This is a genomic window from Nocardiopsis terrae (assembly GCF_014651695.1).
GTDB classification, from domain to species: Bacteria; Actinomycetota; Actinomycetes; order Streptosporangiales; family Streptosporangiaceae; genus Nocardiopsis; species Nocardiopsis terrae.
Map to the genome: position 1 here is coordinate 245,804 of NZ_BMXJ01000007.1, position 12,394 is coordinate 258,197.

Below are 12,394 nucleotides of genomic sequence, written 5' to 3' on the forward strand. Positions count from 1 at the left end.
CCGGTGTTCCCGGTGCCCGGGGCGCCCCGGGCACCGCTGCCCCTCCGCCCGCTCCGGGACTTCCCACAGGTCATCCCGGGCCACCGATACCCTGGGGTCCGTGACTGAGACTCCGATTCGTACCCGCTTCGCCCCGTCCCCCACGGGCATGTTCCACGTCGGTGGCGCCCGCTCCGCGCTCTTCAACTGGGCGCTGGCCCAACAGCAGCCCGAGGGCCGCATGGTCCTGCGCATCGAGGACACCGACGCCGCCCGCAACCGTCCCGAGTGGACCGACGGCATCATCCGCGCGATGTCCTGGATCGGCATCGACGAGGCCGACCCGCACTTCGAGGGCCCGTACTTCCAGTCGGCCTACGTGGACAAACACCGTGAGACCGCCCAGGAGCTGTACCGCTCCGGTCGCGCCTACTACTGCGACTGCACCCGCGAACAGGTGCAGGAGCGCCGCGACAACCCGAACCTGGGCTATGACGGCTTCTGCCGCGACCGCGGCCTGGAGCCGGGCCCGGGCCGCGCGCTGCGCTTCCGCGTGCCCGAAGGCGGGCCCACGGTCGTGCGCGACCAGGTCCGCGGCGACGTGGAGTTCGACCACGCCTCGATCGAGGACTTCGTGATCGCCCGCGCCGACGGCTCCCCGCTGTTCGTCCTGGCCAACGTGCTCGACGACGTCGAGATGCGGATCACCCACGTCATCCGCGGCGAGGAGCACCTGTCCAACACCCCCAAGCAGCAGCTGCTGTGGGAGGCGCTGGACCTGGCCCCGCCGGTGTGGGCGCACCTGCCCGTCATCGTCAACGAGCAGCGCAAGAAGCTGTCCAAGCGCCGTGACAAGGTCGCCCTGGAGTCCTACCAGGAGGAGGGCTACCTCGCCGAGGCGATGGTCAACTACCTGATGCTGCTGGGCTGGGCGCCGGGCGAGGACCGCGAGATCATGCCGTGGTCCGAGATGATGCCGTTGTTCCGTATCCAGGACGTCAACAGCTCCAGCGCCTTCTTCGACGAGAAGAAGCTGCGGGCCTTCAACGGTGAGTACATCCGCCAGCTGAGCGTCGAGGACTTCGTCGAGCGCTGCCAGCCGTGGTTGACCGGCCAGGGCACCCCCTGGGACGCCGCCGACTACGACCCCGCGGTCTTCGCCGCCGTGGCTCCGCTGGCCCAGAGCCGGGTGGCGGTGCTCAGCGAGATCGTCCCGAACGTGGACTTCCTGTTCCTGCGGGAGCCGGCGGAGGACGAGAAGAGCTGGCGCAAGGCGATGAAGCCGGGCGTCGGCCGGGAGATGGTGGAGGCCGCCCTGGCGCGCTTCGCCGACCCCGCACTGGAGTGGACCGCGGACTCCCTCAAGGACGCCACCGAGGAGACCGGGGCCGCGCTCGGACTGAAGCTCGGCAAGGCCCAGGCGCCGGTGCGCGTGGCCGTCACCGGGCGGACCGTGGGGCTTCCGCTGTTCGAGTCCCTGGAGCTGCTGGGCCGCGAGCGCGTCCAGACGCGCCTGGAGGCCGCCCTGGAGCGCCTGCGCGCCGAGGAGAAGGCCGCGGACGAGGGCTGACCCGGTCGGGGTGGCCGGGCTGTGGGCGCAGCCACCCCGATTCCGGTTCGCGAGTACTCAGAATGTCCGCTAGAGTTAAACACGTCGCCGAGGGGGACCGGGGAGCGAAGAGCTGCCAAGTCCTCCGAAAGCATTGGCCTATGGTGTAATCGGCAGCACGACTGATTCTGGTTCAGTTAGTCTAGGTTCGAGTCCTGGTAGGCCAGCGCGTGACCGTGGTTCGCCGCGGTCGGCACGGGTCTTCGACCCAGGTGCGCCCCCGTCGTCTAGTGGCCTAGGACGCCGCCCTCTCAAGGCGGTAACGGCGGTTCGAATCCGCTCGGGGGTACCAACGGGAAGTCGCTTCCACACCGTGGGAGCTTTCTTTCTGGCCGGTGCATGTCACCGGTGTCCGGTTCGGGTGGGTATCGTGGTTTCGCGGTCCGGCCCGGATCGACGGTCCTCTGCTGACCGAACAGGCCCCCGTCGTCTAGTGGCCTAGGACGCCGCCCTCTCAAGGCGGTAACGGCGGTTCGAATCCGCTCGGGGGTACGAGAAGTACGTGAAGAAGGCCCCACCCGGTTCGGGTGGGGCCTTCTGCTTTTCCAGGAGCCGGTGGCCACTCGGGTGCCGCCGCGGTCCGGCCCGGAAGTCCGTGGCGCCGAACCGGCCCACCCGCCGTGATCTTGCTACCAGGGGCAACTTCGGCGCCGAAGTTGCCCCTGGTAGCAAGATCACGGTGAAAACCCGGCCCGCTCACCGGCCTCAGCCCACCCGGGCGACCAGCCGGTCCAGTTCCCCCTTCGGCCCGCCCGCCGAGACCAGCATGGCGACCAGCTGGTCGAGCAGCCAGTCCGCCAGCTCGTCGCGGGACATCTCACGCTCGCGCAGCCAGAACATCACCGCGGTCTCCACCGCCGCCACCCAGCAGCGCAGGGCCATCAGCAGCCGGGGCGAGGGGTCCTCGACACCCACCCGCCGCAGGATCAGGTTCCGCACACCCTGGCGGACCCGGTCGATCTCCGCCTCGGTCTCCTCCGTGGCCACCATCGAGCCGCCGTTCAGCAGGGCGGCGTAGGAGGGCGAGTAGGAGTCCGCGAAGTCGACGAAGGTGCGCAGGGCCAGCCGCAGCTGCTCCAGCGGGGGCAGGTCCTCGGGCGGGGCCAGCCGCGGCAGGAGCTCGGACACGGCCTGCTCCAGCGCGGCCCTGCGCAATTCCGCCATGTTGGGGAAGTAGCGGTAGACCAGGGCCCGGGAGACGTCGGCCTCCTCGGCGATCTCCTCCGGGGTGACGTCACCGGGCGGGCGCCGCGCGAACACGCGCAGCGCCGTCCTGATCAGGTCCTCGCGGCGTTCGTGCGGCGCCATGCGGCGTGGCCGCCGCCCGGTTCCCGACGGGTGCGCCGGGACCGCCGAACCCGTCACCCGCGCCTGGTGACGGTCGGCCCTGTGGGACACCACCGTTGTCGTAACCTCCCGAACCCTCTCTGTCCTGCTCCTGGCTGTTCCTCCTCCGAAACTACCGCCTCGGGGGAGCGCTCACAGGTCCAGCACGATCCGCTCGCCCTCCTCGGCGCGGGAGACGCACAGGGCGAACTCCCCGCCGCGCGGCGAGCCGCCGGTGGGCCGGTCGCGGTGGTCCGGGACGCCCGCCAGCAGGCCCACCCGGCAGGTGCCGCAGAAGCCCTGACGGCACGAGTAGGCGGTCTCCGGCCGTACCCGGCGCACGACGTCCAGTGCCGACTCGTCCTCCGGCACGGTGAGCACCGGGCCGGAACGGCCCAGTCGCACCTCGAACCTGCGGCCGTCCACGACGGGGGACGGGGAGAAGCGTTCGGAGAAGAACGGGGTCCCCTCGGGGATCCGCCTCCGTAGGGCGTTGATCAGCGGTGCCGGGCCGCACACGTACACGGCCGTGCCCGGGGTGAAACCGGTGAGGAGCTCGTCGGCGTCCGGGATCCCGTACTCGTCGTCGGGCCGCACGAACACGTCCGCGCCCTCGGGGAGCTCGTCCCGGAACGGCATGCTCTCCCGGTCGCGGCCGGTGTAGACGAACCGGAACTCCCGGCCCGCGGCATGCGCTGCCCGGACCATCGGCAGGACGGGTGTGATCCCGATACCGCCCGCCACGAACAGGTACCGGTCGGCTCTGGAGAAGGGGAAGGCGTTGCGCGGTCCGCGCAGCCCGACCGTGTCCCCGGCGGCGAGTCCGTGCACCAGCCCCGATCCGGCGCCGCCCTCGATACGGCGGACCGCGATCCGGTAGCCGGACCGGTCCGCCGGATCGCCGGTGAGCGAGTACTGCCGCACCACGCCGCCGCCCAGCACCACGTCCACGTGGTGGCCGGGCTGCCAGGGGGGCAGCACGGTGCCGGGGCCGGCGGGGACGAGGGTGAGGGCCGCGACGTCCGGCGCGGGGTGCTCCACCGCGGCGACCCGGACCGTCAGGTCGCCTGCGGACTCCGGGGGCGGGTGGCCCGGCCGCCACCGCGAGGTGAGCGGTTCGAGTCGCGCGGCCAGCCCCTCCAGGGCCAGCATGAACCGGTCCGGCTGCCCGCCGCGGCCGAACAGGGCGACCGGGGGGCGCGGATCCGCGTAGTACTCGGCGCTGTGCCTGACCCCTTCGCTCCCGCCGGTCACCGGGGACCCTCCTGCCGGGCGGCCTCCTGCTCGGCGGCCTCGGCGGCCCGGGCGGCGGGGGAGACCGCCAGGTAGGCGACGGCCTGGCTGGTGGAGCCGTGGTGCGAGGGGTGGTACCTGCGGCGCAGGTACTCGGGGACGGCCCGGGCCAGGCGGCCCAGGTGCGGGACGAGCCCCCGCCTCCCGTCCCGGAGCGCCCAGGAGGCCCTGGGGCGGCGGCCTCCGATCCTGCCCTTGAGGTAGGGGTCGTTGGCGATGAGGAACCGGACCCCGCGCACCCACAGGGACGCCAGGGCCACGGCGGCCACCCCCATTGCGAGGGCGCGGCGCGGGTACCCGCCGTCCAGGTGTGTGTACAGGTCGTAGGCGACCGCGCGGTGCTCGACCTCCTCGGCGCCGTGCCAGCGCAGCAGGTCCAGCATGGTGGGGTCGGTGCCGGCCTCGTCGAGCCGGTCGGCGTCCAGCACCCACTGGCCCAGGACGGCCGTGTAGTGCTCGATCCCGGCGATGACGGCGAGCCGCATCCGCAGCCAGGCGAACTCGCGGGCGCCGGACAGTTCGCGGTCGCCGAGTACCACGCGGAACAGCCAGGCGATCTGCTCCACGTAGGGGCGCGGGTCCAGGCCGTGCGCGTCCATGTGGTCGAGGACTCCGGCGTGCGCCTCCGCGTGTACGGCCTCCTGGCCGATGAATCCGAGGACCTGTTCGCGGAGTTCGTCATCGGTGATGTGGGGGACGGCCTGCTTGAAGACCTCCACGAACCACCGCTCGCCCTCGGGCAGCAGCAGGTGCAGCACGTTGATGACGTGGGTGGCGAAGGGTTCGTCCGGGATCCAGTGCAGGTCCAGCGCGCTCCAGTCGAACCGGACGTCGCGGGCGTGCAGGACGAGGCGGTCGGGTTCGTCCACGGCGGGAGCGGCGGGGCCGGGGACGGGGGAGTGGTCGCTGCTCATGGTCGGCCTCCTGGGTGGGAGCGAGGAAGTGGGGCGGGGGTGCCCGGGGGCGGGTTCTCACAGGGGCGGGGCGAGGCGGGCGTAGCCGCGGATCGCAGCGGGGGAGAGCCGGGACAGGGCCAGGCCGATGTGCGCCTCGCTGGTCACCGGGACGATCTCGGGGGCGGACCCGAGGGCGTCGGCGATCCGCCGGGCCGCCTTCTCCGGGGTGTAGCCGCGCAGCCGGTACAGCCGGTTGAGCCTGTCCTTGGTTCCGGACACCTCGCCCAGGCCGGAGACGCGGGCGTTGGCGATGATCCCGGTGTTGATCAGGCCCGGGCAGACCGCGGTGACGCTGACGCCCCTCCCGGCGAGCTCTCCGCGCAGGGAGCGGCTCAGCCCCAGCACGGCGGCCTTGGTGGCCGAGTAGGCGCCGTACAGGCGGGAGGGCAGGAAGGACGCGGCGGAGGCCGTGTTGACGATCCGGCCGCCGCCCCCGCTCTCGACCATCATCGGGGCGAAGGCGCGGACGCCGTTGACGACGCCCCACAGGTTGACGTCGACGACCCGTTCCAGGTCCTCGGTGGTGGCTTCCAGGAAGGGGCCGGCCACGCCGATCCCCGCGTTGTTGACGACCATGTCGGGGACCCCGTACTCCTCGCGCACCCACGCGGCGAGCCCGTCCACGGCGGCGGAGTCGGTGACGTCCACCCGCCGGGCGCGGGCACCGGGCGTGATCATGGCGCAGAGTTCGGCGGTGCGCTCGGCGGCGGGCGCGTTGACGTCCACCGCGACGATCCGCGCCCCGCGTTCGGCGAGCTCGAAGGCCAGACACCGGCCGATCCCGCTGCCGGCCCCGGTGATCACGGCGACCTGTCCGGCGAAGGCGCCGCCGTGGCGGCGGGCCTGTTGCGCGGTGAGGTTGCGGACCGGTCGCGGGGCGCCGGACTCGATCTCCCCGACGAGGGCGCGGACGCGGCGGGCGACGGGGCCGGGCCGGGAGCGCAGGGACCAGTGGCCGCCCTGGAAGCGGTGGAAGCGGAAGTCGTCCGCCCAGCGCCCGGCGTTGGACTGGACCTGGTCGACCATGAACGCGTCGTGGGTGGGGGCCAGGACCTGGACCGGAACGCCGGTGCGGCGCCCGGCGGGCCGGGTGAAGCGGCGGAACATGTTGGCGCGGTACAGGGAGAGCCCGTTGAGGTAGTCGCGGGTGGCGCGCCGGGCGGGTACGCGGTGGCCGCCGCCGATGCGTTCCAGGCCGGACAGGGCGGCGCCGCCGATTCCGGTGAGCCAGGCGGCCTCGGGCAGGCCGGGGGTGCCGAAGAAACCGATGTAGCTGGAGCGGACGGCCTGGCGCAGGACGTTGCGGAATCCGTCGGGGGCCTTGCGGAGCCAGTGTCCGGCATGGTCCAGGTCGGGCCCGGAGACCGAGGTGAAGGAGGCGAAGCGGTGGGCGTGCCCCGGTTCGGTGACGGCGTGCCAGGTCTGGATGGAGCCCCAGTCGTGGGCGACCAGGTGCACGGGCCGGTCCGGGCTGACGGCGTCCGCGACGGTGCGCAGGTCGTCGGCGAGCTGGCCCAGCAGGTAGCCGGAGCGGTCCTCGGGGGCGGTGGAGCGTCCGGCGCCCCGGACGTCGTAGGTGACCACGTGGTGGTCGGCGGAGAGCTCGTCGACGAGGGCGTCCCAGACGGTGGCGTTGTCCGGGTAGCCGTGCACGAGCACGAGGGTGGGCCCGGTGCTGTCGCCGGCGGAGTAGACGGCCAGGAGCTGGCCGTCGGTGGCGGTCACGTAGCGGTGCGGTCTGGTGGTCATGCGGTCGCGGTCTCCTCGCTGGTTCCGACGCCGACCGGGGAGCGGGTTCCCCAGCGGCGCACGTGGGGCAGGTCCTCGTCGAGCCAGTAGGCGTCGTCGGGGGTCACGACGAGGATCTCCTCGAACTTCACCCCCATGTCGCGGAAGCCGATGTGGGGTTCCACCGCCCACAGGCCGGGGGTGGCGGGGTGGGCGGAGATGTCGCCGTCCGCCCACAGGGGGGAGCGGTGGTGCATGCGCTCGACGAGGAGGTCGCCGAACAGGGTCTGCAGGGAGCGGATCCCGAACCCGGCGACGATCGCCCTGGGCAGGCGGGACTCGACCCTGCCGACCTGGTGGGCGATCACCCGGCCGGGGTAGACCCGGTGCCGGTTGTCGTAGCCCTGCTCACGGATGAGGGCGTCGACCGCGCGGTAGACGTCCTGGAGGGTGTGGCCCTCGCGCACCTTCTCCACGATGAGGCCGCGGTGTGCCCGCAGGTCGTCCATCAGGCGGTCGTGCAGGGGGTTCTCGCCGAGGTATCCGGAGTAGCCGATGTCGGCGACGTAGCCGTCGCGTACCGGCGCGCAGTCGAGGATGAAGGGCATGCCCTCCTCCAGCCTGCGTCCGGTCGGGAAGAACTGGAGGGGGATGCGGAAGTTGCGGAAGGCGGTGCGGTCGCCGAACCACGCGAAGGGTGTGTGGAACCAGTCCTGGACGCCGCGCGCCTCCAGGTGTTCGCGGATGCGCCGGGCGGCCTCGCGTTCGGTCACGCCGGGTTCGAGGGTGACGGCCACGTCGCCGGCGGCCTGGTAGGCGAGCTGTTGGAGCTCGCGGAAGGCGTCGAGCTCGGCCCGGGATGATGTGTCCCCGGTCACTTTCTTGTGAGACATCTTGTCATGTTAGACAAGCTGTCAGTAAGTGTCCACGGTCGGGGCCGGGTTTTCGCGGGAGTCGGTCCAGGGTGCTTCACGGCGGGCGCCCGGACGTGCGGCATGGGAACGACACGGAGGGCGGCACCCCTGTGGTGGGGTGCCGCCCTCCGTGCAGGAGCATCGGGGATTGGCGGGTCGGGTGGGACGGGTGGGTCAGTGTGCGCCCTCGTAGGTGTGCAGGGACTCGCTGATCTTCTCGGCGGCGGACACCACGGCCTGCGAGTGCATGCGGCCGGGGGAGCGGGTGAGCCGCTCTATGGGGCCGGAGACGGACACCGCGGCGATCACCCGCCCGCCGGGGCCGGACACGGGGGCCGAGACCGAGGCGACCCCCTGCTCGCGTTCGGCGACGCTCTGGGCCCAGCGGCGGCGGCGCACCTGGGCGAGGCTGGCCGCGGTGAAGCGGGCGCCCACCAGGGATCGGCGGATGCGGTCGGAGTCCTCCCAGGCGAGCAGAACCTGGGCGGCCGAGCCCGCGTTCATCGGCAGTTCGCTGCCCACGGGCACGGTGTCGCGCAGGCCGCTGCTGCGCTCGGACGCGGCCACGCACACGCGCAGGTCGCCCTGGCGGCGGTAGAGCTGGGCGCTCTCGCCGGTCAGGTCGCGCAGTTGGACGAGGACCGGGGAGGCCACGGCGAGCAGCCGGTCCTCGCCGGTGGCTATCGAAAGTTCGCCCAGGCGCGGTCCGAGTACGAACCGGCCCTGACTGTCCCTGGTGACCATGCGGTGCCGCTCCAGGGCGACGGCGAGACGGTGGGCTGTGGGGCGGGCCAGACCGGTGATCTGGACCAGCTGGGCCAGTGACGCGGGCCCCGACTCCAGGGCGTCGAGGACGGACATTGTCTTGTCCAGGACACCGACACCGCTGGATGAGCTAGAGTTGTCCATGGCTTGATATTGCCGTCTCGAAATATGGAATGCAAGTCGACCGCACATCCGTGCGCGAGGCCAGCGGTCCGCACGAGCTGACCACACGAGACGAGCCCGAGACGCGAGACACGAGAGAGGCGATCGCCCATGGCACGCACGATGGCCGAGAAGGTCTGGGAGGAGCACGTCGTCCGGCGTGCCGACGGCGAGCCGGACCTGCTCTACATCGACCTCCACCTCGTCCACGAGGTGACCAGCCCGCAGGCCTTCGAGGGCCTGCGCCTGGCGGGTCGCTCCGTGCGCCGTCCGGACCTGACCATCGCCACCGAGGACCACAACGTCCCCACGGCGGACCTGCTGGCGCCCATCGCCGACCCCGTCTCCCGCAAACAGGTCGAGACGCTGCGCAAGAACTGCTCCGACTTCGGCGTCCGCCTGCACCCCATGGGCGACATCGACCAGGGCGTCGTGCACGTGGTCGGCCCCCAGCTCGGCCTCACCCAGCCCGGCATGACCGTCGTCTGCGGTGACAGCCACACCAGCACCCACGGCGCGTTCGGCGCCCTGGCCTTCGGTATCGGCACCAGTCAGGTCGAGCACGTGCTGGCCACCCAGACCCTCCCGATGCAGCCGTTCAGGACCATGGCCGTCACGGTCAACGGCACGCTCCAGCCGGGTGTGTCCGCCAAGGACATCATCCTCGCCGTGATCGCCAAGATCGGCACCGGCGGCGGCCAGGGCTACGTCATCGAGTACCGGGGCGAGGCCATCGAGGCCCTGTCCATGGAGGCCCGGATGACGGTGTGCAACATGTCCATCGAGGCGGGCGCCCGTGCCGGGATGATCGCCCCGGACCAGACCACCTTCGACTACGTCCAGGGACGCCCGCACGCCCCCCGGGGCGCCGAGTTCGACGCCGCGGTCGAGCACTGGAAGAGCCTGCGCACCGACGAGGGCGCCGAGTTCGACGCCGAGGTGGTCCTGGACGCGGACGAGCTCAGCCCGTTCGTCACCTGGGGGACCAACCCCGGCCAGGGCGTGCCGCTGGACGCCGAGGTGCCCGACCCCGCCTCCTACGAGGACCCCTCCGCGCGGGCCGCCGCCGAGAAGGCCCTGAAGTACATGGACCTCAGGGCCGGGACGCCGATGCGTGAGGTGCGGGTGGACACGGTCTTCCTCGGCTCGTGCACCAACGGCCGGATCGAGGACCTGCGCACCGCCGCGGAGATCATCCGCGGGCGCAGGGTCGCCGACGGCGTGCGGATGCTCGTGGTGCCCGGCTCCATGCGGGTCAAGGAGCAGGCCAACGAGGAGGGCCTGGGGCAGGTCTTCCTGGACGCCGGAGCCGAGTGGCGCGAGGCGGGCTGCTCGATGTGCCTGGGCATGAACCCGGACCAGCTCAAGCCCGGTGAGCGCAGCGCCTCCACCTCCAACCGCAACTTCGAGGGCCGCCAGGGCCGGGGCGGCCGCACCCACCTGGTCTCGCCCCAGGTCGCCGCCGCCACCGCCGTGCGCGGCACCCTGTCCTCGCCCGCCGACCTGGACGCCCAGTAGTCCCCGACCCCGTCAGGAGAGTCCTCCCATGGAGAAGTTCGACGTCCACACCGGTCGGGCCGTCCCGCTGCGCGCCAGCAACGTCGACACCGACCAGATCATCCCCGCCGTCTACCTGAAGCGGGTCAGCCGGAACGGCTTCGAGGACGGCCTGTTCGCCGAGTGGCGCAAGTCCGACCCGGACTTCGTGCTCAACCGCCCCGAGTACGAGGGTGCGTCCGTACTGGTGGCCGGGCCGGACTTCGGTACAGGTTCCTCCCGTGAGCACGCCGTGTGGGCCCTGCAGAACTACGGTTTCAAGACCGTGCTGTCCTCGCGCTTCGCCGACATCTTCCGCGGCAACTCGCTCAAGGGCGGCCTGCTGACCGTTCTGCTGCCGCAGGAGGTCATCGACCGGATCTGGGACGCGGTCGAGGCCGACCCCGCCACCGAGGTGACGGTGGACCTGGTCAACCGCGAGGTTCGCGCCCCGGGTGTGCAGGAGTCGTTCGAGCTGGACGACTACACCCGCTGGCGGCTTCTGGAGGGTCTGGACGACATCGCCCTGACGCTCCGTCACACGGACGAGATCGGTGCGTTCGAGACGACCCGGGAGCCCTGGAAGCCGGTCACGCTCTAGCTCCGGAACGCCGATCCGAAGCGGGATCGAGGGTCGTTGTGACGCAGCGCACCCTCGATCCCGAATAATTTTACCTTTACTTGACGTGAGCGTTCGCTTACGGTCTTTGTGCCCTTAAGCGCGGCGTGTCCAACGCCCGGAATCCGGTTATACGTAGGCTTTTGAGGCTCACAGAAGGGGTCAAAAGGGACTGGGTTGCCACACCCGCCCCTTGCTCCCCGGTCGTTGCGGAGCGTGACCTCGCAGGTCGGGAGGGGCCCGACACGCCTTGTCCGCGGGCGTTTGTATTTGTGTAAGGGCCTCTGCTTCCCCTAATTTCGTGCGAGCAAGGGGGAACCGGAGGAACCTTATGAACAAGCGTGACCTGATCGACGCGATCTCCGACCGTCTCGGAGACAAGAAGACCGCGACCGAAGCGGTCAACGCTGTGCTTGAGACCATTCAGGCCACCGTGGCGTCGGGCGACAAGGTCGCCATCACGGGCTTCGGCGTTTTCGAGAAGTCCGAGCGTGCGGCTCGCACCGCGCGCAACCCCGCCACTGGCGCCACCATCAACGTCCCCGCGAGCTTCGTTCCGAAGTTCCGCGCTGGCGCTGACTTCAAGGCTCTGGTCAACGGCGACAAGAAGTAGCCTCCCCGCCGCCAGGCGGGCAGGCCGTACTCCGCCCGGGTTCCCCACAAGGGAGCCCGGGCGGAGTGCTGTCCGGGGCCGGAGGGGGCGGACCCGCCCGGGCGGGCCGCGGCCTCGGGCACCGGGGCCGCCCGCGACGGCGGGCTCAGGGGGCGGAACGGGCGCACACCGGCACCCGTCCCAGGAGCTCCCGCGTCCGCGGTCCCACCCCGAGGGCCATGGCGGCCGTCAGATCCTCAGGAGTGTCCACGTCCCGGCGGACCGACTCCACGCCGGGGAGTACCAGTTCGCGGGCCCCAGCGGCCAGATGACGGGCGCGTGAGGCCCCCTCGAAGGCCGGGTCGAGCCGCTGCCCGGGGGTCGCGGCGAGCAGGGTGGTCCCCACCCCCGGGGAGTCCGGCAGGAAGGACCGGCCGTGGGCGGAGGCCGCCGTCAGCACCCTCGCCAGTTCGGCCGGGCGCAGCGCGGGCAGGTCCGCGGAGAGCGCGCACACCCCGAAACCCGGCAACCGGCCCAGCGCGGCACGCGCACCGTGCTCCAGGGCGGGGTTCAGCCCGCCGCCCGGCTCGCCGCCGACGACCACCGCGCCCAGGCCCGACAGCGCGGCGCGGGCGCGCGGGTCGTCGGTCACCGCGAACACCGCCCCCACGGCCGTGCAGGAGCGTGCGGCGGCCACCGTGTCGCAGGCGATCGCGAGCGCCAGATCCTCCCGGTGGTCCCCGGCGGCCCGGGCCAGTCGCGTCTTGGCCAGGCCGAGGTGCTTGACTGGGACGATCAGGGACCAGCGCGCCCCGACGCGCGAAGCCCCTCCGCGCTCTCCAAAGCCGGTCACGGTTCCCCCGGGACGTTGATGCGGCGACGACAGTGACGAGGGTAGGCGTTCGGGGTACGGCG

Annotated in this window: 11 protein-coding genes and 3 tRNA genes; 7 read left to right on the forward strand and 7 right to left on the reverse strand. The window is 71.9% G+C overall.

From position 1 onward, the window contains the following. The first annotated feature begins 100 nt into the window (after positions 1 to 100). The 4 genes from gltX (at position 101) to IE195_RS21000 (ending at position 2,080) form a co-directional block, all read left to right on the forward strand. Positions 101 to 1,549: a glutamate--tRNA ligase gene (gene gltX, locus IE195_RS20985; RefSeq protein WP_191274212.1), complete on the forward strand. Its 1,449-nt coding sequence runs from the start codon at positions 101 to 103 to the stop codon at positions 1,547 to 1,549. A 134-nt stretch (positions 1,550 to 1,683) separates the two neighbouring features. Continuing rightward, positions 1,684 to 1,755 (forward strand) — tRNA-Gln (locus IE195_RS20990). 49 nt (positions 1,756 to 1,804) lie between these two features. Beyond that, positions 1,805 to 1,880: transfer RNA gene (locus tag IE195_RS20995), tRNA-Glu, on the forward strand. Positions 1,881 to 2,007: 127 nt separating this feature from the next. After that, positions 2,008 to 2,080 (forward strand) — tRNA-Glu (locus IE195_RS21000). A 213-nt stretch (positions 2,081 to 2,293) separates the two neighbouring features. Here IE195_RS21000 and IE195_RS21005 read toward each other — a convergent pair. From IE195_RS21005 to IE195_RS21030, 6 genes are all read right to left on the reverse strand, one after another. Beyond that, positions 2,294 to 2,896: a TetR/AcrR family transcriptional regulator gene (locus IE195_RS21005; RefSeq protein ID WP_191274215.1), complete on the reverse strand. Its 603-nt coding sequence runs from the start codon at positions 2,894 to 2,896 to the stop codon at positions 2,294 to 2,296. Positions 2,897 to 3,067: 171 nt separating this feature from the next. After that, the gene (locus IE195_RS21010; RefSeq protein WP_191274217.1) at positions 3,068 to 4,168 is read right to left on the reverse strand and encodes a PDR/VanB family oxidoreductase; all 1,101 of its coding nucleotides are present in this window, start codon (positions 4,166 to 4,168) and stop codon (positions 3,068 to 3,070) included. After that, positions 4,165 to 5,121, reverse strand: a complete 957-nt coding sequence (locus tag IE195_RS21015) for a metal-dependent hydrolase (protein ID WP_191274219.1) — start codon at positions 5,119 to 5,121, stop codon at positions 4,165 to 4,167. The genes IE195_RS21010 and IE195_RS21015 overlap by 4 nt, the downstream gene beginning before the upstream one ends. Positions 5,122 to 5,178: 57 nt before the next feature. Next, on the reverse strand, positions 5,179 to 6,912 hold the full coding sequence (locus IE195_RS21020) for an SDR family oxidoreductase (RefSeq protein ID WP_191274221.1): 1,734 nt from the start codon (positions 6,910 to 6,912) through the stop codon (positions 5,179 to 5,181). Beyond that, positions 6,909 to 7,784 (reverse strand): M24 family metallopeptidase, encoded by an 876-nt coding sequence (locus IE195_RS21025; protein WP_191274223.1) that lies wholly within the window; start codon positions 7,782 to 7,784, stop codon positions 6,909 to 6,911. The genes IE195_RS21020 and IE195_RS21025 overlap by 4 nt, the downstream gene beginning before the upstream one ends. Positions 7,785 to 7,979: 195 nt before the next feature. After that, positions 7,980 to 8,666, reverse strand: coding sequence for an IclR family transcriptional regulator (locus IE195_RS21030; RefSeq protein ID WP_308428452.1), 687 nt, complete (start codon positions 8,664 to 8,666; stop codon positions 7,980 to 7,982). Positions 8,667 to 8,843: 177 nt separating this feature from the next. Here IE195_RS21030 and leuC point away from each other — a divergent pair, with 177 nt between their 5' ends. From leuC to IE195_RS21045, 3 genes are all read left to right on the forward strand, one after another. Beyond that, positions 8,844 to 10,250 (forward strand): 3-isopropylmalate dehydratase large subunit, encoded by a 1,407-nt coding sequence (leuC, locus tag IE195_RS21035; RefSeq protein WP_191274227.1) that lies wholly within the window; start codon positions 8,844 to 8,846, stop codon positions 10,248 to 10,250. Positions 10,251 to 10,278: 28 nt separating this feature from the next. After that, a complete protein-coding gene (gene leuD / locus IE195_RS21040; protein WP_191274229.1) occupies positions 10,279 to 10,869 on the forward strand; it encodes a 3-isopropylmalate dehydratase small subunit in 591 nt (196 codons plus the stop codon). A 349-nt stretch (positions 10,870 to 11,218) separates the two neighbouring features. Then, the gene (locus tag IE195_RS21045; RefSeq protein ID WP_014910144.1) at positions 11,219 to 11,500 is read left to right on the forward strand and encodes an HU family DNA-binding protein; all 282 of its coding nucleotides are present in this window, start codon (positions 11,219 to 11,221) and stop codon (positions 11,498 to 11,500) included. A gap of 145 nt (positions 11,501 to 11,645) precedes the next feature. Here IE195_RS21045 and cofC read toward each other — a convergent pair whose 3' ends face one another. After that, positions 11,646 to 12,332 (reverse strand): 2-phospho-L-lactate guanylyltransferase, encoded by a 687-nt coding sequence (gene cofC / locus IE195_RS21050; protein WP_229826355.1) that lies wholly within the window; start codon positions 12,330 to 12,332, stop codon positions 11,646 to 11,648. Positions 12,333 to 12,394 lie beyond the last annotated feature (62 nt).

Coding starts and splice junctions, on each gene's coding strand:
- IE195_RS21005 (WP_191274215.1), bottom strand. CDS start 2,896: ATGGCGCCGCACGAACGCCGCGAGGACCTGATCAGGACGGCGCTGCGC.
- IE195_RS21015 (WP_191274219.1), bottom strand. CDS start 5,121: ATGAGCAGCGACCACTCCCCCGTCCCCGGCCCCGCCGCTCCCGCCGTG.
- IE195_RS21020 (WP_191274221.1), bottom strand. CDS start 6,912: ATGACCACCAGACCGCACCGCTACGTGACCGCCACCGACGGCCAGCTC.
- IE195_RS21025 (WP_191274223.1), bottom strand. CDS start 7,784: ATGTCTCACAAGAAAGTGACCGGGGACACATCATCCCGGGCCGAGCTC.
- IE195_RS21030 (WP_308428452.1), bottom strand. CDS start 8,666: ATGTCCGTCCTCGACGCCCTGGAGTCGGGGCCCGCGTCACTGGCCCAG.
- leuC (WP_191274227.1), top strand. CDS start 8,844: ATGGCACGCACGATGGCCGAGAAGGTCTGGGAGGAGCACGTCGTCCGG.
- leuD (WP_191274229.1), top strand. CDS start 10,279: ATGGAGAAGTTCGACGTCCACACCGGTCGGGCCGTCCCGCTGCGCGCC.
- IE195_RS21045 (WP_014910144.1), top strand. CDS start 11,219: ATGAACAAGCGTGACCTGATCGACGCGATCTCCGACCGTCTCGGAGAC.